The 24,970-nt window shown below is 40.4% G+C and carries 22 protein-coding genes; 17 read left to right on the top strand and 5 right to left on the bottom strand.

What is annotated here, in order from left to right; translation table 11 throughout:
- Window positions 1–10: 10 nt before the first annotated feature.
- Window positions 11–130 carry an LPS translocon maturation chaperone LptM gene (lptM, locus tag IEZ33_RS20985; RefSeq protein WP_420844871.1) on the bottom strand — a complete coding sequence of 40 codons (120 nt, stop codon included), beginning with the start codon at window positions 128–130 and terminating at the stop codon, window positions 11–13.
- Between the two features lie 168 nt (window positions 131–298).
- Here lptM and IEZ33_RS05820 point away from each other — a divergent pair, with 168 nt between their 5' ends.
- Window positions 299–1,252 (top strand): hypothetical protein, encoded by a 954-nt coding sequence (locus IEZ33_RS05820; protein ID WP_191602751.1) that lies wholly within the window; start codon window positions 299–301, stop codon window positions 1,250–1,252.
- 108 nt (window positions 1,253–1,360) lie between these two features.
- Here IEZ33_RS05820 and argH read toward each other — a convergent pair whose 3' ends face one another.
- Window positions 1,361–2,767 (bottom strand): argininosuccinate lyase, encoded by a 1,407-nt coding sequence (argH, locus tag IEZ33_RS05815; RefSeq protein ID WP_191602750.1) that lies wholly within the window; start codon window positions 2,765–2,767, stop codon window positions 1,361–1,363.
- A 182-nt stretch (window positions 2,768–2,949) separates the two neighbouring features.
- Here argH and hemC point away from each other — a divergent pair, with 182 nt between their 5' ends.
- From hemC to IEZ33_RS05750, 13 genes are all read left to right on the top strand, one after another.
- Window positions 2,950–3,873, top strand: a complete 924-nt coding sequence (gene hemC / locus IEZ33_RS05810; RefSeq protein WP_191602749.1) for a hydroxymethylbilane synthase — start codon at window positions 2,950–2,952, stop codon at window positions 3,871–3,873.
- Between the two features lie 5 nt (window positions 3,874–3,878).
- Window positions 3,879–4,637: a uroporphyrinogen-III synthase gene (locus IEZ33_RS05805; RefSeq protein ID WP_240009648.1), complete on the top strand. Its 759-nt coding sequence runs from the start codon at window positions 3,879–3,881 to the stop codon at window positions 4,635–4,637.
- The gene (locus IEZ33_RS05800; RefSeq protein WP_191602748.1) at window positions 4,638–6,011 is read left to right on the top strand and encodes a uroporphyrinogen-III C-methyltransferase; all 1,374 of its coding nucleotides are present in this window, start codon (window positions 4,638–4,640) and stop codon (window positions 6,009–6,011) included. It begins immediately after the preceding gene.
- The gene (locus IEZ33_RS05795) at window positions 6,008–7,237 is read left to right on the top strand and encodes a heme biosynthesis HemY N-terminal domain-containing protein (protein WP_191602747.1); all 1,230 of its coding nucleotides are present in this window, start codon (window positions 6,008–6,010) and stop codon (window positions 7,235–7,237) included. The genes IEZ33_RS05800 and IEZ33_RS05795 overlap by 4 nt, the downstream gene beginning before the upstream one ends.
- A gap of 350 nt (window positions 7,238–7,587) precedes the next feature.
- On the top strand, window positions 7,588–8,394 hold the full coding sequence (locus tag IEZ33_RS05790; RefSeq protein WP_191602746.1) for an SHOCT domain-containing protein: 807 nt from the start codon (window positions 7,588–7,590) through the stop codon (window positions 8,392–8,394).
- 235 nt (window positions 8,395–8,629) lie between these two features.
- Window positions 8,630–10,300, top strand: a complete 1,671-nt coding sequence (locus tag IEZ33_RS05785) for a phosphotransferase (protein ID WP_191602745.1) — start codon at window positions 8,630–8,632, stop codon at window positions 10,298–10,300.
- On the top strand, window positions 10,293–11,183 hold the full coding sequence (locus IEZ33_RS05780) for a GAK system ATP-grasp enzyme (protein ID WP_191602744.1): 891 nt from the start codon (window positions 10,293–10,295) through the stop codon (window positions 11,181–11,183). Before IEZ33_RS05785 ends, IEZ33_RS05780 begins: the two co-directional genes overlap by 8 nt.
- Complete coding sequence (locus tag IEZ33_RS05775; protein ID WP_191602743.1) at window positions 11,183–12,280, top strand: HprK-related kinase B; 1,098 nt, start codon at window positions 11,183–11,185, stop codon at window positions 12,278–12,280. Before IEZ33_RS05780 ends, IEZ33_RS05775 begins: the two co-directional genes overlap by 1 nt.
- A 97-nt stretch (window positions 12,281–12,377) precedes the next feature.
- On the top strand, window positions 12,378–13,112 hold the full coding sequence (locus IEZ33_RS05770) for a histidine phosphatase family protein (protein ID WP_240009647.1): 735 nt from the start codon (window positions 12,378–12,380) through the stop codon (window positions 13,110–13,112).
- A 25-nt stretch (window positions 13,113–13,137) separates the two neighbouring features.
- A complete protein-coding gene (locus IEZ33_RS05765; RefSeq protein ID WP_206696910.1) occupies window positions 13,138–14,724 on the top strand; it encodes a metallophosphoesterase in 1,587 nt (528 codons plus the stop codon).
- The gene (locus IEZ33_RS05760; protein WP_191602742.1) at window positions 14,708–14,971 is read left to right on the top strand and encodes an amphi-Trp domain-containing protein; all 264 of its coding nucleotides are present in this window, start codon (window positions 14,708–14,710) and stop codon (window positions 14,969–14,971) included. Before IEZ33_RS05765 ends, IEZ33_RS05760 begins: the two co-directional genes overlap by 17 nt.
- Before the next feature lie 170 nt (window positions 14,972–15,141).
- Window positions 15,142–16,029 (top strand): helix-turn-helix transcriptional regulator, encoded by an 888-nt coding sequence (locus IEZ33_RS05755; protein WP_191602741.1) that lies wholly within the window; start codon window positions 15,142–15,144, stop codon window positions 16,027–16,029.
- A 34-nt stretch (window positions 16,030–16,063) separates the two neighbouring features.
- Window positions 16,064–16,600 (top strand): flavodoxin, encoded by a 537-nt coding sequence (locus IEZ33_RS05750; protein ID WP_191602740.1) that lies wholly within the window; start codon window positions 16,064–16,066, stop codon window positions 16,598–16,600.
- A 186-nt stretch (window positions 16,601–16,786) separates the two neighbouring features.
- On the opposite strand, the gene IEZ33_RS05745 is transcribed toward IEZ33_RS05750, so the two are convergent.
- Complete coding sequence (locus tag IEZ33_RS05745) at window positions 16,787–17,713, bottom strand: GAF domain-containing protein (protein WP_191602739.1); 927 nt, start codon at window positions 17,711–17,713, stop codon at window positions 16,787–16,789.
- A 181-nt stretch (window positions 17,714–17,894) separates the two neighbouring features.
- On the opposite strand from IEZ33_RS05745, the gene IEZ33_RS05740 reads away from it, so the two are divergent.
- The 3 genes from IEZ33_RS05740 to IEZ33_RS05730 are packed head-to-tail and all read left to right on the top strand — an operon-like array spanning window position 17,895 to window position 22,310.
- On the top strand, window positions 17,895–19,223 hold the full coding sequence (locus tag IEZ33_RS05740; RefSeq protein ID WP_191602738.1) for a DASH family cryptochrome: 1,329 nt from the start codon (window positions 17,895–17,897) through the stop codon (window positions 19,221–19,223).
- Complete coding sequence (locus IEZ33_RS05735) at window positions 19,202–20,722, top strand: cryptochrome/deoxyribodipyrimidine photo-lyase family protein (RefSeq protein WP_240009646.1); 1,521 nt, start codon at window positions 19,202–19,204, stop codon at window positions 20,720–20,722. The genes IEZ33_RS05740 and IEZ33_RS05735 overlap by 22 nt, the downstream gene beginning before the upstream one ends.
- A 4-nt stretch (window positions 20,723–20,726) precedes the next feature.
- Entirely contained in the window at window positions 20,727–22,310 is a 1,584-nt protein-coding gene (locus IEZ33_RS05730) for a cryptochrome/photolyase family protein (RefSeq protein ID WP_191602737.1), read from the top strand.
- 14 nt (window positions 22,311–22,324) lie between these two features.
- On the opposite strand, the gene IEZ33_RS05725 is transcribed toward IEZ33_RS05730, so the two are convergent.
- Both IEZ33_RS05725 and IEZ33_RS05720 read right to left on the bottom strand, forming a co-directional pair.
- On the bottom strand, window positions 22,325–23,767 hold the full coding sequence (locus IEZ33_RS05725; RefSeq protein ID WP_191602736.1) for a gluzincin family metallopeptidase: 1,443 nt from the start codon (window positions 23,765–23,767) through the stop codon (window positions 22,325–22,327).
- A 25-nt stretch (window positions 23,768–23,792) separates the two neighbouring features.
- Window positions 23,793–24,965, bottom strand: a complete 1,173-nt coding sequence (locus IEZ33_RS05720; RefSeq protein ID WP_191602735.1) for a cupin-like domain-containing protein — start codon at window positions 24,963–24,965, stop codon at window positions 23,793–23,795.
- Between the last annotated feature and the right edge of the window lie 5 nt (window positions 24,966–24,970).

Genomic DNA, 24,970 nt, shown 5'->3' with positions numbered 1-24,970 from the left:
CAATAACTCCTTAATTTTTAGACGATATCGTCTCAACGTTTTTTTCACTTTTAGGCAGGTATAATGCGCCTTTATTGCCACAAGCAATGATAAGGCTTGAAAAAAAGATTACGCAGAGCCACTTAGACATCACTGATCTCAACTAGATTACTATAATCTAGACAGTATACTTGTGAGTGTCGCAATACCCAAGCCTCATAGATTAAAACTCATCGTAAATTTAGTGTTAAAACGCTTGTACGAATGGATCTATATAGTATTCTTAACGCCTATTTGACCTACGCGTTTTACGAAAGGAATGAGCATTAACAGTAACGAGGGTAACCCCCCTTATAAAGACGGTAAAAAACCATTCTTGGAATCTGTAAAAAAATGGTTTTTAGTCTTAATCCTTGTATCCACTGCCCATTTAATAGGCATCTACGCTATAGACAGCCTCTATTTGCTGACAGGATCACAAGATACAAGACCAAATCAATTCAAAAACACCATCTCCGTACAGCTAAATTACGCTCAAGAAGTTGCATCTGAAATACCCACGCCCTCAAATACAGATCAAGCAAGTATTGAAGCAAGCAAAGCCGTAGGGAACCAAAAAGAAAACAAGCAAACGCAAGATAGCCAGCGGCTTTCAAAAGCAGATACATCAGACTCACGAATAGAAAAAAATCAAACGGCCGAAAAAAGTCCCTCCCCCCAGCAAACAACAATCGTCTCTGACGTTGCAAAAAAACAACATAACGACAGCGCAAAGACATCAAAGACACAACCGCCAGAGTTTCCAACCATCAGAACAATAAAAAGCAATAATGAAGCGGTCTCTATTGACCTAAAAAACTACACTGAAATCGAACAACCGATGTCTTTAGCGAATTCTTTTGAGATAGTTCAAGAGTCGCTTCCAACGTTACAACAGAAAAACGACGACATGTTCAAAAATGTGTTTTCACAAGAATATAAAACAGCGCTACAAGAGGCTATTCAAGAGCAAAAACAATATTTAAAAGGATTCATCAAAAACAAGGGGTATCAAATAACAAAAGATTCGGACGGCACGCGCTATGTCAATATAAAAGGGATTTGCTGGAAAATGCCTCCCGAAGGAGAATCTGGCGAATGGTTTATTGTACCTGCAGGCTGCAATAATCAAAAAGAGTCTTTTCATTTTGAATTTGGTATCACCCCTGAAATGCTTAGCCCTAACTCACCGTTTTCCCGATTGTTAGGTCTTGAATTCGACCCGAATCAGTAATAGGTCAAAAATCAACTAAGCAATAAAGGATTGGGTAATGAATTCATAAAAAAGGAGGTCCATAGATCTCCTTTTTCACCAGGTCGTAACCGCATATTGAAAAGGATTTTAGACTAAACGCTCCGCCAATTCAGACCTTGCTCTTTCTACGGCCAGTAGCACTTGTCTTGGTGCCGTTCCACCAACATGATCACGTGCCGCAACAGAACCTTCCAAAGTTAATACATCAAACACATCGGCTTTAATCATACTGCCGAAGGATTGCAACTCTTCTAATGTCATCTCAGACAAGTCGCGGCCTTCTTGCACTCCAAAGCCAACCGCTTTACCCACAATTTCATGAGCATCACGAAAAGCGACACCTTCACGAACCAAATAATCCGCCAAATCCGTTGCCGTTGAAAAGCCTCTGCGTGCGGCTTCGAACATATACTCTTTACGGGACTGAATAGCAGGAATCATGTCAGCAAAGGCTCGCAAAGACCCTTTTAATGTATCAACCGCATCAAATAAAGGTTCTTTATCTTCTTGATTATCTTTGTTGTAAGCCAGCGGCTGTGACTTCATTAGAGTAAGCAAACCAATCAAATGCCCATAAACTCGACCCGTTTTACCACGAACCAACTCTGGTACATCTGGGTTTTTCTTTTGCGGCATAATTGACGAACCAGTACAAAAGCGATCTGGTAGAAAAATGAAATTAAACTGTGCCGATACCCACATAACCATTTCTTCTGCCCAGCGGGACAAATGCATCATGATAATAGAAGCCGCAGAAGTGAATTCAATAGCAAAATCTCGGTCACTCACAGAGTCCAATGAATTATAAGTCGGACGCTCAAAATCAAGCAACTCAGCCGTCATATTTCGATCGATAGGATAAGTGGTTCCTGCCAATGCGGCGGCACCTAGAGGTAAAATATTAATGCGTTTACGGCAATCAAGCAAACGCTCATAGTCACGCTGTGCCATTTCATACCAAGCCATTAAATGATGACCGAAAGTCACAGGCTGAGCCGTTTGTAAATGAGTAAAGCCAGGCATAATAGTATGCGCTTCTTTTTCAGCTAGACTTAAAATCCCTTGTTGCATACGCGTAATTTCTTCTAGCAAAAAGTCAACTTCATCACGCATATATAAACGAATGTCTGTCGCGACTTGATCATTACGAGATCGTCCCGTATGCAGTTTTTTTCCTGTAATGCCAATTTTTTGAGTTAAACGAGCTTCGATATTCATGTGAACATCTTCAAGCTCAATTGACCATTGGAATTCACCACGATCGATTTCACCTTCAATTTCTTCTAATCCTTGAATAATTTGATCGCGCTCTGACTCTGTTAATACACCCACATGCGTCAACATAGTAGCATGAGCAATAGAGCCTTTTATATCTTGACTTGCCATGCGTTGATCAAATTCAACAGAGGCCGTAAAACGCGCAACAAATGCATCCACAGGCTCAGAAAAACGGCCACCCCACTGTTGATTCGTCGCTTTAGTTGTATCAGTCATTCAATTCCTTCCCACTTAGGTCAACAAAGGCTCAAAGAGTACCTTAACCAAGAGGTTTTATAAAGGCTTTGAGGATGACGCATGGTGTCTTTGTGGGTATCATAGAGCAATACGCTACCACCAACTTATCACATTGAAATTCGTTTTCAGATAAAGATAGCCCCCTTTATTTAGGAGCCCTCGTGAAAGAAAAAATTGTTATCGCCACTCGTGAAAGTCAACTTGCCTTATGGCAAGCAAACAATGTAAAAGATCAACTTGAAGCCTTATACCCAGAGCTAGACGTTCAGTTGTTAGGAATGACGACAAAAGGCGATCAGATACTCGATTCACCTCTCTCTAAAATTGGCGGTAAAGGCCTATTTGTTAAAGAACTAGAGCGTGCTCTTTTTGAAAAACGTGCTGACATAGCCGTACATTCAATGAAAGATGTCCCAATGGATTTTCCTGATGGTTTAGGTTTGGCCGTAATATGTGAGAGAGAGAACCCAACTGACGCCTTTGTTTCCAATAATTACACGCACCTCGATGAGTTACCCGTCGGTTCTGTTGTGGGAACATCCAGTTTACGACGCTCTTGCCAGTTGAAAAGAATGCGTCCAGATTTGGTTATAAAAGACTTGAGAGGCAACGTTAATACTCGTCTAAAAAAATTAGACAAGGGTGAATACGATGCCATTATTTTAGCGTCTGCAGGGTTAATTAGACTTCAAATGGAAGACCGTATTCGAGATTACATTTCAGACAATATCAGTTTACCTGCTGGCGGCCAAGGGGCTATGGGCATTGAATCTCGCTTAGATGACGACAAAGTTAATGCGTTACTAGAACCATTAAACCACCTAGAAACACATTATTGTGTGACCGCTGAAAGAGCGGTTAATAAACGCTTAAATGGCGGTTGCCAAGCGCCTATTGCCTGCTTTGCTACCTTAGATTCAGATACACTTTATTTACGTGGACTAGTGGGCTCTCTTGACGGACAAACCGTTATCACGGCTGAGTCATTCGGTTCTAAAGAAAGCGCAGACGAATTGGGCACAAAGCTGGCAGAAGAACTTCTAAGCAAGGGAGCCGATAAGCTACTTGCCGATGTAATGGGTTAATCAAGATGCAAATATCCGGAAAAAAAATTGTAATTACTCGGCCAGAACCTGAAAACCAGCACAGCTGTTTATTTTATGAATCTCTGGGAGCGTTTCCTATTGCCATCCCCATGATGGATATTTGCCCGATCACCGACCCTCAAAAGAAAGCCGCTATACAATCGAAAATTTTTGATATCGACTTATATGATTTTGTTATTTTTGTCAGTAAAAATGCCGTTCGTGAAGCGGCTAAATGGTTAGACCGATGTTGGCCAATGCTCCCTGAAAGCATTATTTGGGTAGGTATAGGCAAAGGCACCACGGCACTGCTGCAACAGGAAGGCATTCCTGCAACAACAAATTCAGGCCAAACCACTGAAGATTTATTAACCTGGTCAGCGCTATCAGAACTAGCACATAAAAAAGTACTGATTATTAGAGGTGAAGGCGGTAGACCAACATTAGCCGAGATTCTCGAGCAGCGAGGCGCAAAAGTAGAGTATCTTAATTTATACCAACGCGCCCCCATAAATCACCCATTCGATCAATTAAGTTCTGGAGATTCTGCTAATCTAATTTTAATCACCAGTGGCGAAGGGTTAGAAAATTTACAAGCTTCTTTAGCAAAACATGCAAAAATGTGGTGTGATAAGACAATAATTACTCCAAGTCAGCGAGTGGCTGAATTAGCTTTACGCCACGGCTGGCAATCTGTCGCACAAGCACCTGGTGCAGACGACAACAGTATGTTGCAAGCCATTGATTGTTTACAGGATATTTAAATGACAGAAAATGCATCGAATAAGACGGCCTCGGACACAGACCAATTAATTGAAAACAAGGGTCAAATGATAGCGGAGTCAGAGAAAGACAACAAAAATAAACTATCATTAGTCGCTATCGCCATAGGCGTGGTTGCCATTGGTATGAGCGGATGGAGTATCTACCAACAACAAGTCACTGTAAAAACAATACAACCTATTTCTCAGCAAGTTTCACAACTTAGCCGTACACAAAACAATTTAGATCAAAAAGTCACACAACAAAACACCCTTGCTCAATCACTGCCTTCTATGGAAAAAAGAGTGGCGCAGCAAGATAAAGAAATCAAAAAAATCATTGAAAACATTAACGGTGCGCAGGCACAGGTTAGTCAGCAAAATAATAAATTGGCGTCTTTTGGTCAACAGCTACATCGAATAGGCAACACCACAAAAGAAGATTGGAAACTTGCGGAATCAGAGTACCTGATTCGCTTAGCCAACCAACGACTTTTAATGGAAAGTGATATTACCGGGGCAGAGAGCCTATTATCGTCTGCAGATCAGATCTTAGGAGAAATGGCCGATCCCATTCTTTTTGAAACTAGAAAAGCCATCGCAAAAGACATTCAATCCCTGAAGGCAACCACCGCATTTGATACTGAAGGGCTCTACTTACAGCTAGATGCTTTAGCAACACAAATAGAGCAACTTCCACAAAGAGAGCCATCTAAAGAGTGGATGAAGAACAACGCATCTAACGACGCTGCGAACAACAGCGACCAAGAAGAAAGAACGCTGCAGTCAACATGGACTGAACTGTGGGCATCCGTTAAATCTTTGATCGTGATCAACTATAACCATAAACCCATAAAGGCCCTATTGCCGGCGGCAGATTATCAAGAGCTGGTCAGTTCAATTCAAGTTCAGATCAGTGTTGCCCAGCTTGCGCTTTTGAAGAAGCAACGCACTGTTTATCAAACTTCTTTGAATCACGTTGTAGAAGCCGTCAGTACTCATTTTGATCTTAAAGCAAAACCTGTCGTTGCCTTTATGACAAGCATTACGGCGTTGCAACAAATCAACCCTCAGCCAGAACTGCCATTACCGAGGGATTCGCTAACGGCGATTAAGAAATTAATGAAAGAGTGGCAGTCCATAGGCGATAATAACCAATCGATAAAAGTGGAAGAACACAAAGAACAAACATCCACTTATACCAGAGAAAATACACCACCAGTAGAACCAATAAACTCGACTTCTGATAATGCCACAATCGAAGACTCTGCAACCGAGCCAAACACAACTGAACCAGTAGAAGAAAAACATCAACAACCACCAACAGAGAGCACAGAGAAAGCCCTAGAAATTAGTCCAGAAGAGGTAAGCGCATGAGAAAGTTCCTCTTAGTAATGATTATTTTTTTAATTCTAGGGGGAACCCTTGGGTTATTAATGAGGCAAGATCCTGGTTACATTCTAATTGCTTTTGCTGGCGTTACCATTGAAACCAGCTTCTGGGTATTCTTGTTATTTATATTGGTTCTACTTGTTGCCTTAAGCTGGGCAAAACGTATTCTGTTTGCCACCCTGAGACCGGGATCATCCTTAGCAAAACTAACAGGCAACATAAGCCAAAAACGTGCGTCACGAAACACCATTAGAGGCTTATTGGAATTGGTCGGTGGAAACTGGTTGCGGGCAGAGAAGCTCCTAACAAAGAGTGCAGATAAAGTCCCCTATCCGTTAATTAATTATATCGGAGCCGCCTACGCAGCCAGCGAACAAGAAGAGCATGAACGCTCAAAAACATGGCTACAGACAGCGCATCAGTCGACACCAGAAGCCGATTTTGCAATCAGCTTTGCTCAAAGCCAAATTCAAATGCGTCAAAAACATTATGAAAGTGCGCTGGCCACCCTACTAAGACTGCACAAGGTAAAACCGAAGCATAGACAGGTTTTAAAAATGCTCGTTCAGGCTTATACCCACCTAAAAGACTGGGATGCTATTTTAACGCTAACACCAAAACTCAAAAAAGAAGGCATTTTAGACACGGAAAATATGCTTGAACTGGAAAAGAAAGCTTTTTTAGCCCTTTTAGATAACATGCAATACCGTAAAAAATTAGGTCACAAAGAAGAAGACCTGATTAAAGAAATGGATAACATTTGGCATAAATTCAGCGAAATAGACAAAGACGAGAATATGCGTGTTTTATACGCTCGATCGCTAATCAGTTTTGAAAACACCAGAAAAGCGGAAGAATTTATAAGACAGAGCTTAAATCATCAGTGGTCAGAGACGTTAATTTTTGAATATGGACATATTAATCATACTAATTCCAAAAATGCCTTACAGACTGCGGAAACATGGCTTAAAGTGCACCCGCAAAGTGCCAATTTATTGTTAGTGTGTGGTCGATTAAGCCAGCAACAAAAGCTTTGGGGTAAGTCAAAAGACTATTATCAGTCTGCTATTGATATTGACCAAAGCAGTGAAGCTTTAGGGGAACTTGGAAGACTATTAAATGCTTTGGGAGAAAAAGAACACAGTCAGCAGCTAATGTTAACTAGCTTACAGCATTCAGCAAAACACTTAAAAGCTTTGCCTCTACCTTAAAAAACAGAACCACAGTATAAATTAAACGTATGCTGTGGTTTTTTTATCTTCAAGCGAATCAGTATTCGCTCTTCTTTACTGCCTGCTTCGATCAAAGCGAAATTGATATTTTTTATTTATCAATTGCTTAACATTCTCAAAGCAATGACACAAATCCGTTGAGATAACCCTCAATCGTATGCACTATAAAATTGATCAAAATAAAGTCAATTGTCATAATTTTGTTTGATATAGATGTGATAGACTGCACGCCTACGGAACCTGTCGTCCAGCAAGTGCTGCACCTGCTTTGATTAATTGTATTATCTTAGTCAAAGAACAGCTCTCCGCCACTACAAGAGAGTAATCAAATGCAAAATTTAACCCCTCAAGGCCAGCAACTTATTAACGACCTTAGTCAACGTTACAACCTTAGCTACGATGCAGTGCTTCATATGTTGATTGCCGTCAATAATGGTGGCTGTACAATGGCGCAATTTAGTTGCCCAGAGTTAGGCGGGTCTGGGCAATGGATGCGCGGTGGAATGACAATGGTTGGCGATATGTTCAACAATGGGTTGAAAATGACTGTAGACAATTTATGTAATGACTTGGCAAACGCACTTTCTAATAGTCAAATTTTTGCACCTTTACCAATAGGCTCAAGAAACAGTAACCAGTGGTGGCCACAAGATCTGGGCCTAGGGCAACCATTTAGCAGCGGTGCTCAAAATAACATCCGCTATGCTGTTTTTCCTAATCGATTAGCGGTAGAAGTAAACGGTCAAGTTACAGTATACGATACATTAGACAACAATATTGGTGGTGTCAGCCAACAACAAGGCGGAAACGACTCTCTAACGTTCAGCAGTCAATATGGAACGATTGCCGTAAACAGTTTGCCTGTTGTATCTGGTAGCACTCAAACTTCAGCACCAACGCCACCACCACAAAATAATTTTTTAGACACAAACCATCAACCATCGTTTGTGCCACAAAACAATCATACTTTGCCTCAACCGAATACTCAGGGAACAAATTCATTAAACTCAGGGTCTGACACATCGGTTGATAACATCATTGGATTAATTGAAAAGCTGGCAAAATTACGTGATGCCGGTGCTATTTCAGAAAACGACTACAATAATAAAAAAGCAGAATTGTTAAATCGTATCTAAACGAATACATTGATTAAATCTTATCAAAGAGACAGGTTTTACTTGTCTCTTCTCACTTTAAACTATGTTAAGTCACCGGCTTCAACTGCAATTTCCTTAACTGTCATCTTACCGTAACCAAAGCCACTTAAAGTTTCTCTATACTAATACGAACTGATTCGTTTTGATTTTTTGTTAGCTTGCTTTAACAAAAATTTCTTTTGATATTCATATTAAATAGGTTACTTACCTGTCGATGGCAAAATTAAATAAGGTTACCAATGAAACTCTGCATTTTTTCTTCATTGAAATTAGCCAACAATTTTTACAGGTAGAACTGTTTTTCTTACACCCCAGCGAAATACTTGCAGAGCAAATTTATGGACGATCTGGCTATTCCGCAAATTTATTTTTTCGCATTCAAAATGCCGTTGGCAATGAAATTAAAGAGTCTAAGAACGACACAAATCGATTTCGACTGAAAGCTTTAGAGCATTTGTCTCAAGAAATTCATTCACTCATTCAACTCGCTCGACAGTCAATAAAAGAACTCTCTAAACCAACCCCTTTAACTAAAGAGGATTATCTGTCGCTACAGGCCCTTATTCCAATGTCAGAATACGCCGCACTTATAAGACAGATACGAATGGCTGTTGAATCAGTTGAATCGATCCTCAATGAGTCCAATTCCCAAAAAGCGATCAAACTTGGAAAAAAGAGCATCAGCTTACAAAGTAACTTTCAATCAAAGTTCAGTGCGGCCATCAACTCTGAAGCGACCATTACGTTAAATACGGTCGTTACTCAGGCGATATTTTGCACCTCATTGATCAGACAAATGTTAGACATTATGACGCAAATTTCTGATACGGTGCTGTCTATAAGCATTGGCCAAAAAATGAATCGACACAGATACCATTCTTTATCCAGTGTGGCGGATGAGTTTGAATTCAACTCAGATGAAATTCAAATTGAAACGGTTGCTGAAACTCGCTCAGGCAGTGCCATCTCAGGTATTCGAAGACAAACAGAAGATGGCCAACAAGACAATTCCTATCTCGCAATTTTCAAGGAAGGTGAAAAAAAGAAACTCAAAGAGGAACGTCAAGGGGTTGAGCGTTGGCACCACATCTACCCCGGACTCGCGCCTAAAATTTTGGCATACAATAGCCGCAAAAAAAACGCCTCTTTACTAATAGAGCACCTTCCAGGTGTTACCTTTGAGTCGTTAATTGTCAATGGTAATAAACTGGTTTTAGATGACGCCATAGAGCATTTATTAACCACCTTAAACTCTATTTGGTCGCAAACTAAAACAGCAGAGGAGGCCGATGCCCAGTTTATCCAACAGCTCCGCAAACGCTTACCTAGCATCTACGCTGTGCACCCTCAGTTTGACACACAAAACGCCATGATTTGTGGCGTGTTACAACACTCATTTGAAGAAAAGTTAAAACTCGCTCAGGTCAAAGAAATCCAATGGAGATGCCCATTTTCAGTTTATACTCATGGAGATTTTAATCTAGACAACATCATCTATGACCCTGAAGAAAAGCGGATTAATTTTATCGACCTGCATAGATCCAAGTATGGGGACTATGCACAGGACATTTCGGTTTTTATGGTTTCCATATATAGACTGACCATTCTTGACAAGCAACGCCGCGATAAAATGATGCAAGTGGCCATGCATTTCTTTCAATCCATTCGACAATCCGAACCTATTCAAAACGACACGACGTTTGAATTACGCATTGCGCTTGGATTAATTCGTTCCTTTGCCTCTTCTACACGCTTTATCCTTGACCCTAATTTATCTAAACGCATGTATCTACGCTCAAATTACCTGCTAGATAAAGTCCTAGCGATAGAAAAAGGTCAAGAACACTTATTTATCATCCCTTTGGAGGACTTATTCATTGAGTAATCTACGTATTGGCGTTATTGGCATTCCCGGTAAATGGTCAACAGAAGTATTGGCCGATAAGCTAGAGGAAAAAACAGGCTTTCGCTTAGTTATTGATATGGCGGATATTGCACTCGATTTAGAAAACAAAAGTCTGTTTGCAAATGGGGTAAACCTTTGCGAACTAGATGGTTTAGTTGTCAAAAAAGCCAGTCAAGAATATAGTCCAAGTATGTTAGACAGAATCGAGCTATTGCGTGTCGCAGAAGCCTCTGGTGTGCGTGTTTTCAGCTCAGCTGAAAGCATACTTCGTTTGGTTGATCGTTTAAGTTGCACCATTAGTTTACGTAATGCCAACATCCCTATGCCCTCCACTTTTGTGACAGAACATATTGATCAGGCCATTAACGCCATTAAGCAGTATGGCCGTGCCGTCCTGAAGCCCCTCTTCTCAACCAAGGCAAGAGGTATGACCATATTGGAGTCGAGTCAATCGGATGAAGAATTAAGAGATGCTCTGACGTCTTTTAGGGTAAGTAACCCCATGATGTACCTGCAGAGAAAGGTCAACCTTTCTGGCATGGATTTAGGGATGGTGTTTATTGGAGGTGAGTATGTCTGCACCTACGCTCGCGTATCTCAAAGCGACGCATGGAATACCACAATCCACGACGGGGGACGTTATGAAAACTATCAGCCTACCGAAGCGCTTATTGAGTTAGGTCATCTTGCCCAAAAATCATTCAATCTAGATTTCACCACCGTTGATATTGCGCTCACGGATAAAGGCCCTATTGTCTTTGAAGTTTCCGCTTTTGGTGGATTCAAAGGCGCATTAGAAGGCTGCAACGTCGATGCCGCCGACGCTTATAGCCATTACGTTTTAACAACATTAGGTAAATAATGAATACTCATCTAAACACAATCACACAAGAACTTGACATCAACACAGAGTCATGTCGCTACCAATTTGATCTTGATTTAAGCCATTGTCATATCACTGTATTGAGTAATACCGCTAAATTAATGTTTGAATTAGAAAGTTATTTCTGCAGCTACCCACAACATAAAGCCACAGCAGACATAGTCATTTATCTTATAGAAAGTGACAAACCAGCACCTAGCTACCCTTGGGCAGATTGGGCAAGAGAAGCGGGCAAGTCCGGTCGTAAAGACAGTTATGTTGACATGCACCAAGGTCGATTACTGCATAAAGTAAGAACCGGAATGGTATTTTTCCAGAGTAACTTTAGCCGTTTAGCCATTGGTCCCTGTCTGAAAAACATCAATCAAGTGGTTAACTTTATTAATAACCAGTACATGAATTATTTACAGCAACAGGATCACGTTATTTGCCATGCCGCCGCAGTCAGCATTTGTGGCAAGGGTACCGCCGTTGCGGCTTTCTCTGGCGGAGGAAAATCCACTTTAATGTTAAAACTAATGGATCACCCACATGCGAAGTTTATTTCCAATGATCGCTTATTTTTAACAAATGATCGTGACAACATTATCGCTCGTGGTGTACCTAAACTTCCACGTATTAACCCTGGCACTATTTTACATAACCCGAGATTGCTGTCTATTCTTGAGACGGAAGAACAAGAGAAGCTTAAGCGTTTGCCACAAGCTGAACTTTGGGATTTAGAACAAAAATACGATGTCATGATTGACGAGGTTTATGGCGAAAACAAAATTGATCTAGAAGCCACGTTAGACACAGTTTTATTATTAAACTGGGATAGAAAAAGTTCGGCAAAGCCTGAGCTTAAAAAAGTGAATCCAGAAGAGAATCAAGAGTTAATCGGCGCCATTATGAAAAGCCCAGGGCCTTTTTATCAAAACACACAGGGCGAATTTCTCTCAGGCCCAGAAATTCCAGCCTTAGAGAACTATTTAGCCGTTTTAAATAAAGTGACTGTTTACGAAGTTTCTGGGGGTGTCGATTTTGATTATCTGGCAAAAACCTACCTAGAACTCACACAAAACGAGACAGTATAAAGTAGAGCATCATGTCGCCATAAGCTAGAAGTGGCGACAGGATGCTTTAACATCCAATCACCCTAATCCTGAATTAAAAAGGCGCTTTGAGAACAATATGACCACAATGGCTTTCTCTTCTTTTCCCATTCTTGCGTTAATTCGTCACGGTGCTTATCACCAAAGGAAAAACACACCCAGTGCGTTGCAACCCTTTCAACTATCAGAAGCAGGAAAACAAGAAATTGTGCTAGAAGCTAAAAAGTTTGCCTCATTCATAAAAGAGAATAACTGGGCACTCCATCCTGTTGTTCATTCATCAAATCAATTACGAGCTTGGCAAACAGCGGAGATTTATCAAAGAGAACTGGCTGATATTTTTTCAGAGGCACCTACTCATATAACCCATAACGACCTATCAGAAAGAAGCGTTGGTAGCCTCGCCAATTTAACGATAAAAGAAATAGAAGACGTATTAAAATCTGACCCTCGATTTGAAGTACCACCTGAAAATTGGAAATCAGACAGTCATTATTGTTTACCACTTCAAGGCGCTGAATCATTAATGATGGCTGGCAAGCGAGTTTCAAATTACTTGGTAAATCAATCGATTAAAAAGCATTTGGTTACTGAACCCACTGAAACAGACAAAGAAGTTAGATTGTTTTTTGGCCATGGTGCGTCTTTTCGACATGCGGCATTTCATTTAAATGTCATAAACATGTGCGATATTAAACAGTTTAGCATGCACCATGGACGCGCAGTGATGATCCAACAACAAATAGACGGTCAATGGCAACACATTGCAGGCGAATGGAAGATTCGTCAGCAGCTCAATTCGTTTAACGATTAACAACACGACATTTATAGGCACTTTTATGGCACTTTCTTCACCAGCATTAACTCTTGTTCCACAGTCTAGCTCTTTGAAGAAAGTGGCCGAACTAAAAGCAAATAATGCGTCTAAGATAACTAATACTATAAAGAAAATTAAAAAGCCGTCCAAAAAGCAATTACAGAAAAGCGACGACACCAGAATGGTCAGTCAAGAATCAAATAACGCCCTATTTGCATCCGCTAAAGCATTATTAACTAAAACAGATTCAAAGCGATTAAAACACGCAGATTGGCCACTTGAAAAAGGCTCTGCCGATGCATTAATAAATAAACAAGATACTCTTTTCCGAGCCGTCCACCCGGAACACAAACAACCAAAATGGCAGTGGCCATCAAAGCCCCTTTTCTTTATTTCAGACCCTCATGCGGATGCCGATGCTTTTGAGGCCTCACTATTAACAACGGGTGGTGTAACCCATGATGCGTTTGGGCAGTTAACGCTCACGAAACAGGGGAAAAAGTGCACCTTTATTGTTGGTGGGGATTGCCTTGATAAAGGCCCGAGTAATTTATCCTTATTACGGAAGTTAAAAGAACTTATCGACCTTGGGGCCGATGTGAAATTATTAGCCGGAAATCACGACTTGCGCTTATTGATTGGTTTACTTTCTATTGCAGGCGAACGAGATACCGGCAATGAACATATGTTTGTACGAATGGGAAATAAAGTCGTTCCATTGCTCAAGGAAGTATTCGATCTATACTTAGCCAATACGGATTGGCAAAAAGGAACACCAAATGAAGCGGAATGCAAAGCGAGACTATTTCCTTCAGATAACTGGTTTATCGCGTTTCCTGTACTTGCAAAAAACCTAGTACCCGATGAAGGCATTGAGCGTGAGCTTAAAAAAATGCGCACAAAAACGCATTCATTTGAAAAAAACTGCTTAAAAGCCGGCTTAACCTTGCCACAGGTTTACGCAACAGCAGAAAAGTGCCAAGAGTTATTCCTTTCAAAAAAAGGCGAATTTTCGTGGTTTTTTAAAGAGATGCAACTTGCTTATAAAAAAGGTTCTTTCCTGTTTGTTCATGCAGGAGTGGATGACACCATCAGTAAATTAATTGCCAAAAAAGACGTTTCCTACTTGAACAAATGCTTTAAAAAGCAGCTACACAACAACCTATTCGATTTCTACTACAGCTCAGTAGCGAACACCTTTCGAACAAAATACCGCAAGTCTGACAAGCCCCTCACAAGAGATGGTGTGGCTATTATTCGCAAGAGCGGTATCCACGCGGTTGTTCGTGGTCATGTAAATTACCATCAAGGGCAACAGTTAAATGTTAAGCAAGGATTGCTGCATATTGAATGTGACATCACACTGGATAGAAACTCTCGAATAAAAGAGGGGCTGATGGGTGTTGGATACGGCGTTACTATGATTCAGCCTCAAGGGCGCATTGTCGGCCTGAGTTCAGATTTCGACACCGTCAAGGTGCTTCAGCCAAAACGCTTCTTAAAGGCTGTAAAAAAAGAACATGCGGTAAAGAGTAAAGCCGAAAAAAAAACGTTAAAACAACTTAACAAAACATTGAAGATGAGTATACGTAATGCGATTAAAAAATGAGTTTCAACACGTTTCATTACAAGACCCTCAATCGATTCAAGAGCTACTCATCTCCATTGCAGAGGGTATTGGCAAAGGAGAAGTCACTTTTTCAGACGAAGAAGGCGTTCTTACATTACAACCCAATGGTTTATTGGACTTTAAAATCACCGCAAGTGAAGGCGCGTCACGTCATAAAATTGAACTAAAAGTAAGCTGGAACAAGCAGAATAAACCCCTATCAACCACCCCATTAAAAATAGCATAAGACGTTCGGGTGATGTCCTTTGACATAGCCCGAACAACAAAAAAACGTGCTCTTCATTCCCAAGTTACATATTTACTCTTTCTTTACCAAAAATAATGAGAATCACTTGCATTTAAAATATAAATGCTTTTTAATGATAACCATTATCAATGAAGCAGGAATAAACGGCGATGCACTTAACTATGCAAGATATTTATGACGACCACGGGGATGTCGAAGATACTCTACATGAGTGGGTTCAGGGCCACAAAAAGCAGGTACACCTACTGGCAGGCTTGCAATTTTCCAATATGCATTTGCGAGCCAAAAAAGACACCGTTTTTACAGAAACAGCAAAGAAAGGTGTGTACTTCTCTTTTATAGGGTCCAAGTCGATTCAAAGCGTTGATGACATTCACTCAGTACAAATCCACTATCAAAAAGACGTTATCTCTGGACAGTTCTCAATGAAGCAATTTGAGGAACGCAGTTTACTTCAAGTGGTTATCAGTACTGAGTACTTATCTTTGATTCTAGGTCAAACAGAAGACCAGGTCATTCAACACTTTACCAGTATGGAGCAAATATTAGGCAACACTGACCCTTATATCACTCTGCCTTTAACTAGAACCGTCTCAAAGTTATGTGAGTCGATGCTTAATCACACAGGGTTGTCCATTAGCTTAGCAGGACATATTTACGCTTGTATGTTCACCTTAATTGAACAAATACAGATGCTGAAACACTTATCAGAATGTGAAGGGTGTCAAAGCAAGTTATTTAAGGCCCAGAACCTTTTGGAAGTACCAGCAGGAAAAGTGCTTGACCTAGATGAACTCGCCTTCTCAGTTGGACTAAATATTGACGCTCTGTCCATTGGCTTTATGCATTTAGTAGGACAATCTATTGAGTCGTATCACCAAAGAATACGCATTGCATTTGCCGCGGAAAAACTCAGAAAAGACCCTAACGCCAAACCTCATATTATTAAGCAAAGTGGCTTTTCAGAAGAGCAATTTGAAAGTGTATTTACGCAACATTTTGGCGTGAATAGCACTCAATATAGACAAATTCATTAATTAAAATTAGTAATGGACAGGAATAGTTTACATTATGAGCCAGACACCGATTGCTCTTATTTATGGAACCGATACCAACAACACAGAAGAAGTTGGCTATAAAATCGCGGCTCAATATACTGAGCTTGGAATACATGTTGAATTATTTAACATTAAAGACATAGAACTTAGCTTGTTAGAAGACTATTCCATGTTGATTTTAGGAATACCAACATGGGACTTTGGTGGCATTCAATCTGACTGGGAAGACCTTGGAGACGCACTGAGCGAACTCTCTTTAGAAGATAAAACCATCGCTTTATACGGGCTAGGTGACCAATTTGGCTATGGCGATTACTTTGTGGATGCAATGGGGTGGCTGTATGAAAAGTTACTTCCAACAAAAGCAAACTTCATCGGACAATGGTCAACGGAAGGCTATGATTTTGAAGCATCACGGGCGTGTGTACAGGACAAAACACATTTTATAGGATTAGCGATCGACGAAGATCAACAGTTTGACCTAACTGATCAAAGGATTGAACAGTGGGTTATCCAACTTTACGCAGAAAGAGAACTTGAAGCGGCATAAATATTCGCTGACTGGCACCTAAGATAAGAAAGCGTCTCTATTTGGAATTGCACCCATTCGCTGCCCCGAATGGCCAAATGCGACTTATCTTAGTAGAATATTTATACACTTTTTCTAATGCGTGGAGAGTGGCTACTCTCTCATCTCTCACCTCTCCTAGCTGAGGGTAGCCACACATTTCCTATTTTATTCAGATTCATCTATAACAGCCTGAATTGAGCAAGGTACATCAGAGCTAAACCTGACGACATCGTAAGTAAAGGTTACCTCATATTTAAAGTAGGTTTCTCTTTCTCTATTTTTAAATGTGTCACTCAGGTTTTGCATCAAAGAGGCCATCTCATCAATACTTTTATTTGTTAATAAAGCAATAAACGTACAATCACCTAAGCGACCAAATAGCTCAATATCGGAACTCTCAGTGTTAAAAAATTTTGTGAGCATTTCAAGGATACGCTTTCCTTCCTCGCTCCCAAAGGTATCATTTATGGATTGAAAATCATCAATTTTAAGGGTAATTGCCGCAACGGGGATGTCCGCTTCTAGGCAAGAATCAAGTCGGTCTTGAGCCAGAATCGTAAACCCTTCCTTATTGAGCGTTTTTGTGGCGTCGTCCGTTGTCAGAGAATGAATCACTGCAAGCTCTAGCTCAACCATATTAGCCAAATCTTTTAGTGCTTCAATGTCCTCTTCAGAAAACGCTCTTGGCTCTTGATCGATTAAGCATAATGTCCCTAATCGATACCCATCTTCAGACCTAACAGGGCAACCAGCATAAAACCGAATATTGGGAGAATGAGTAACCAAAGGATTATCAAAAAAACGCTCGTCATTGCTCGCATCCTTTATTACCAATACTTCATCCTTTAAAATGGCATGACCACAGAAAGAAATGTCTCTAGACGTCTCTCGTACGTCTAATCCAATACAAGACTTAAACCATTGACGATTTTGATCAACCAGACTAACCAGTACGATCGGCACATTAAAAATACGCTTGGCCATTCTCGTAATTCGATCAAAACGTTCTTCAGCAGAAGAATCTAATATATTTAAAGATCTTAGACTTTTTAACCGATTTTTTTCAATATCAGGAACCTGCGGAATATCCAAAAAATCCTCCAACATCCAGTTAAACTAACGTATTTCAATGGCTCAACCAAACCCTTTATATCATCTTAACTTAAAAAACGATTGGTGTTTGATGCGTTATTTTTCAATTATCGTTTCTACAATGATCTAGCCTACATTAAATATCGTATAGATTTAAGAAGAATTAAGAGAAATACGAGTCATGAAGAAAATAGGCATTTATTGGTTTGGTGATGATTTAAGAGTAAATGACAATAAATTAATGCAATTAGCCTCCTTTGAAGTTGATGTGCTCTTGTGTATCTATTGCGTGAACAAGGTCAATCACTCGATGAGTGTATTTGGTACAAAACACATCGGCAATCGCAGGCAAAATTTCTTAGAAGAAAGTCTTCATAATCTAGATCGTAGTTTACAAAAACTTGGTAATAAACTGCTCCTTTCTCCTTACTCTGCATCCCAAACCTTCAAAGCCCTACTTGATGACATACCTGTAACATCTTTCTATCGCCATAGGCACCCTGGAGTGGACGAAAGTAAAATCCTTGAATCATTAAAAAGGCAATTTAATGATGTGCGTTTTGTGATTGAAGATGGTCTCACACTCTTTGATAAAAAGGCGATTGAATTTAATACCGTCCCCTCAACATTTAGTCAATTCCGCCGTCAAGTCGAATCATTCGATCCGCCAACCGTGATCGATAAACCCTATTCTCTTCCTGCAAGTTTAGACGCATTTTCTTTTCTGTTTCCAGCAAGCCGCTTTATTGTAAACAAGGCAAATATGAAACCGACTCCCTACTTTTTTTCAGGAGGAGAAAGGGCGGCTCACAATCAGCTTGATGCCTATTTTTCAAGCAATTCTCCTTCATCCTACAAAAGCGTTCGCAATGCATTAGAAGGTTGGGGAAATTCCACCAAATTTTCAGCTTGGTTAGCGAACGGCAACCTCTCCCCTAGACAAGTTTTACAGTCACTCACTGACTATGAAAACCAGCATGGAGCAAATGAGTCAACTTACTGGATTTACTTTGAGCTTTTATGGCGAGAATATTTTCATTTATATGCTCAATACTATGGTGCCAAACTTTTTCAACCCCAAGGCATTACTGGTAAATCAAATAAAGGCCGCTATTACGCAGAGCGGTTTCAAAAATGGTGTAATGGAAGCACACCCTACCCTATTGTGAATGCTTGTATGAATCAGCTGGACCAAACCGGTTATATAAGTAATCGCGGTCGTCAATTAGCCGCCAGTTGTTTAATTCACGAATTAGGTATTGATTGGCGTTATGGCGCAGCGCTCTTTGAAGAAAAACTCATTGATTATGATGTCGCGATTAACTGGGGGAATTGGCAATATATCGCTGGGGTGGGAGCAGACCCTAAAGGAGGTCGTCATTTTAATTTAGAAAAACAAACTCAAATATATGATCCAAATGGGGCTTTTATTTCGAAATGGCAAGGAGATCAATTTGACCGTCAACTGGACTCTGTGGATGCAGCCGATTGGCCCATTCAAATTTTATAATGAATCACCTAGACACAAATTCACCTGACTTACCCGTTGTTGTCTGGCTAAAACGGGATCTTCGTTTAACCGATCACGCTTCATTATTAGCGGCAAGCGAGAAAAAAAAACCTATCATGCTGCTTTATATTTTTGAACCATCATTAATTGCAGATCCTCACTACGATGAGCGTCATTGGCGTTTCGTTTGGCAATCATTAGCGGACCTTAATCGGCAATTATCTCAATATCATACACAAATACACATTGTACTTGATGAGGCGATCAACGCGTTAGAAACACTGTTCAGAAAGACGCCTTTTAGTCACCTCTTTAGCTATGAAGAAACAGGAATCAGAAAAACATACTTACGCGATAAAATAATTAGCAACTGGGTTCAAAAAAAGAAAATAACATGGATTGAGTCGCCGACAGCCGCCGTCATAAGAGGGCTTGTTAGCCGGGTGGACTGGGACAAGCATTGGGATAAAATTATGAGAAGACCGATCGTTAAAATTGAATTAAAGAAGATCTTCTGGTTTGCTTTTGAACCCACACCGATAACAGTCCCAGAATCTTGGCAGACAACTAAAAAGGGCATGCAAACGGGAGGCCCTACACTGGCGATAAAAACCTTGGAAAGTTTTTTTGAGGAACGAGGCAAAGCTTATTACTACTCTATCTCAAGTCCATCCTTGAGTCGGTCTGCTTGCTCTCGTTTATCACCTTACTTAGCTTGGGGAAACATCAGTCTAAGGGAAGTCTATCAATATCTATTAGAACACTGGAATAAACCCAAATGGCGTCGAACATTCATTGCATTTAGTTCAAGGCTCCATTGGCATTGTCACTTCATTCAAAAGTTTGAATCTGAATGCGATATGGAATTACGTGCAGTCAATCAAGCTTACCATAATTACCCTTATCGAAAAGACGACAAAGTAGAATCAGACCTAATTTGTTGGATGCAAGGAACAACGGGCTACCCTTTAGTTGATGCGTGTATGAGAGCACTGCATCATACAGGTTACATTAACTTTAGAATGCGGGCGATGTTAGTTAGCTTTTTATGTCATCACTTAAACATTGACTGGCGTTTGGGTGTACATCATTTAGCACGACTCTTTTTGGATTTTGAACCCGGCATCCACTACCCACAATTTCAAATGCAAGCCGGTATCACAGGCACCAACACCATACGTATTTACAATCCGATTTTACAATCTCAAGAACATGACTCTGATGCCCTCTTTATTAAACGCTGGGTACCAGAACTCAACTGCATACCCAATGAAATTGTTCATAAACCATGGGAATTGACCCCCATGGAAGAAGCGATGTATGAGATAGAAATTGGTCGAGAGTACCCAAGTCCCATTATCGATTTTAGACCGGCATCCAAAGCCGCTAGGGATCGTTTATGGGGGTTTCAGAAGCGAACAGATGTAAAAAGTGAAAAATATCGCATTTTAAAAACACACATTCGCCCAACTAAAAAAGTGACTAAATCAAAAAAGTAACCTTATGCTAAATAAAACATACCGAACACTTCGACTCATTCTGGGTGATCAACTTAATGCAAGCCACTCTTGGTTTAACAACTCTCATCCACAAACCAATGGTGAAAAAAAGCCAAATGAGGTGCTGTATTTAATCGCCGAATTGCATCAAGAGGCACTCTATGTAAAACATCATATTCATAAACTCTGCGCTTTCTTCTCGGCGATGGAAAACTTTGCTCATGCCCTAATTAAATCAGGTCACCATGTTTGCTATTTAACATTAGATGATACCCAAAATGATAAAGACCTTCCCTCTTTAATCCATCGTTTGTGTAAGCAATTTTCAATAGAAGAATTTGAATACCAGAGACCGGATGAATATCGCCTTAGTCAACAACTTGAGACCTTTTCATCTAAGAGCGAATGGGTATGTAACCAAGTTGAAAGCGAACATTTTTTACTGCCGTTTGCAGATATTCAGCAGCACTTTAAGCCCAATAAAACCGTTCGTATGGAAGCCTTCTATCGAAAAATGCGAAAGAAGTATTGTATTTTAATGCAAGATAACGGTGAGCCCGTTCAGGGTCAATGGAATTTCGACCAGCAAAACAGAAATAAATTAAAGCCACAGAACTTAGAGGATATCCCTGAACCACTGACTTTTCAGAATTCGGTAGAACATATCCTTGAACGTATTCACCGCCATCAAATTCCCTATCTTGGCCAGCCTGAAAAAAACCTTATATGGCCTAATAGCCGACAACAGTCAAAAGCGTTACTCACGTTTTTTTGCTCAAACTTATTAGTGAATTTCGGTCGTTTTCAAGATGCGATGACGGATCAGTCGGCCTATGCCTGGAGCCTCTATCATTCAAGATTATCTTTTGCACTTAACTCAAAAATGCTGTCTCCAATGCAAGTGATCAAAGCCGCATTACAGACTTATCAAGATAATCAAGAAATTAGTATGGCTCAAATTGAAGGGTTTATTCGGCAAATTCTGGGATGGCGCGAGTATGTAAGAGGCATGTATTGGGTGAATATGCCGGATTATACGCAACAAAACCAATTACAAGCAAAACAGGCACTGCCGTCATTTTTTTGGGATGGTAATACAAAAATGCACTGTGTTTCTCAATCGATAAAGCAATCTTTGGACTATGCCTATGCCCACCATATTCAAAGGCTCATGGTAACAGGTAACTTTTGTTTGCTTGCGGGTATCGACCCTAAAGAAGTCGATCAATGGTATTTAGGTATTTATATTGATGCCATTGAATGGGTAGAATTGCCAAATACACGTAGCATGAGTCAATTTGCCGACAACTGGGTTGCGTCAAAACCGTATGCCGCCAGTGGTAATTATATCCAAAAAATGAGCAGCTATTGTTCTAACTGTCACTACAAAGTGAAACAAAAGACTGGCGATCTAGCGTGTCCCTTTAACAGTCTCTATTGGCACTTTATCAATAAACATCGCGAAAAATTGGCCTCCAACCCAAGAATGAGCATGATCTATCGAAATTGGGACAAACAATCAGAAGAGGATAGAAGCGCCATTTTAAATAAGGCAAACGACGTATTCAATTCCCTCAATACACTCTAATTTATGACACTAATCTATATATGGAGACTGAGAAGCGTTATTAATTTTTTCAACCTCTTTTCATTTATATCGATGGCGTATAAATACGCAATTGGATAGACCGAGTGATAAAAAGGCGAGAAACTTAAATGAGGCGTTTTAAAGCCTTCGTATTCAAACATCGGATCAAAAACAATGTTACAGGGATAATAGTCTCTAATGAGCGTCCTCCATAAATGAGCAACCTGAGTTTGGTTTACCCTATCAAGCTTATAAAGACCCAGTTCAAATCGCTCAAACAGTTCATGTCGATTAACCCATTCATTGTATTGCCTCAGTAGCCACGCCTGAAAGACAGCGGCATCATATGCTTCCTCTAACAACCTATCTTTCACGATTCGGTTTTCAAAATACATGGCGATGGATTCTGTTAGGCACGTTTGGATATCCTGCCTTAATACCCACTTATCCCGAATTAACTCTTGATGAATTAAATGACCACATTCATGAGCAAGCAGAGCCAATGACTCAAGATCCCCCACAAAAGTCACCTGAATAAACGATCCATTAGGGGTATCGAAACAAAATGAAGCCGCCGCTACATCCTCAACAAAGCGAATTCTCCCCGCTAAAAAAGCATTCATCACCTTACCTTGAAAACGCTCATCGTATTTAGAAAACTGCCTTTCTATAAACTGAATGGCTTCTATAATGGAAATATAAAAATCACGCCATGGTTGTCTCTGGATAGCCCTTAATCCTTGTAGACTAAGTGTTTTGCTTTGTACTGAGGCAGACATAATGACGCTGAAATACGACCTTGATCGACGGAACACGTCGTCAGACTGTGTTAAATGCAAGTTTGTAGTGACATCGCTTTTCAAGACCTTCTCTTTTATAAAGCGACCGTTGTTGATACACACTTGATTAAAGCTTTTAGGGTAACCATTCTGTTCGATAGGGTCAGATTTGATCCGATGTTGCAATTGCTCAATAAAGCCACTGTCTGCTGTTATTAAGCCTAGACCATCGTCCCCTGATGCGTTATTTTGAGGCGGTGTACTGTGCTCTTCTTGCAATCGTTTCCCCCATAAAGGGAGCATGTTTGAAGACGCCATTAACAGCTTAGTCATAAATTGACTGACACTTTTAAACAAGAGTGTTTCGGTATCATTAAGGTACGCCTGACATTCACGAAAGTCCTCATTTGGATACTGTATCGTTAGCAAAAACAGCATGGACTCCAAAGAATCAAATTGAGCATCTAACGCCTCAAAGCACGCCACTTTCTGTTCAAACACCAGCGACGATTGGCTGAATAGCAAGGCTTTTTTTTGAACGCTCGCAAGTTCATCGATCAAGGCCTTTTTGAATTCCCCTGTTAACTCATCGTTTAATTCATTAAGGCGATTATATTGGGGAAAACGTCCCCCAAACACAGTAAAGCGCCATTGATCGTATTGCATTTGAAAAGACATACTCCCTTCCCTAACTCTAACCATTTTAACTCAGCTCAGATGACTCAACACCGACAGGAAACCTAAGAAAATAGCTCACTGAGAACGTCGGTGAATCAAGGCAATAAACGGCATGAAACCAACCAGCGGGTTGCACCAAAATTTCACCAGCCTCTAAAATAACGTCAACAGGTCGAGCGCTTTTAAAAAGTGGAAATAAGTCAAAGTTCGCAGACTCTGGCTTGACCCAACAAGGTTGATAATTGTTATACGCCTTCATCGGGTATAAACATCGAGCCTGATCAGGAGAGAACAAAATCACTTTTTTGCGCCCTATAAGCTGATATAAAAAACCGTCTAACGGGTCCCTGTGTAGACTACTCGCAGGAGCATCAATAGGAACGGAACCCAACCAGATCTGCGGTTCAGTAAAATCATGGGGAGTAAAGTAGTGGGGTAAAAAATCGTCTATCATTTGCCAAGGCAAAGAACAGCCTTCCGTATACACCTTTGTATGGCCTTCAATAATGTCTGTCGCCTTCTGCTTTTTTAAGTGCATCAGCTTATCAATAAAATCAGCGACCGTTTCTTTCTCTGTTGCTGATCGAACTCTCAACAAAACATCCGCGTACTTGCTTCTCAGTTGCTCAAGCGTCCATTTTATTTGCCCACCATTATTCGCTTCCAAATGACGAATAATAAACGGCTGCTTTGATTCAATTGTTTCTAAAATTTGCAATTCAGTCGGTGAATCCAGATAAAGAATGGACGTCATAGAGTAAGCCTCTCTATAACGCTCAGTTGCGTCATCAAACGTAGATTGAGTTGCCCTGGATGGTTTAACCAAGGCTTTAGCAAGATGATTCACAATATGAAGGTTTCCAGACATGTTCATTTTACCAATAATGTCTGGGTCGCGATAATCCACACCCTCAAGGTTCGCTATTATTTTTTCGGCAACACTGAGAGGCATACTGATTTGTGCATCACTTTCTAAAAAAGGCTCTGCACTGAGAGTGAGAACGGCAGGATCAAATTGCACCGACAAAAAATGTATTTTTCCATTTTCTTCAAAAAATTCGAATTGGCAACGCCCAGAGAGTTTCTCTGGGTTTTCAAACCCATCTTTTAAAGACTGCGCCAGCGTGGCGACAATGGGTGATTGATACTCAGATCGAACATTGACACTCATATTTTCCATACTCACTAATTTTTGCATATTTC

The organism is Marinomonas algicola (assembly GCF_014805825.1).
GTDB lineage: Bacteria > Pseudomonadota > Gammaproteobacteria > Pseudomonadales > Marinomonadaceae > Marinomonas > Marinomonas algicola.
Note: the sequence above shows the minus strand (reverse complement) of the source record. Positions and strands in the feature narration are given on the sequence as shown.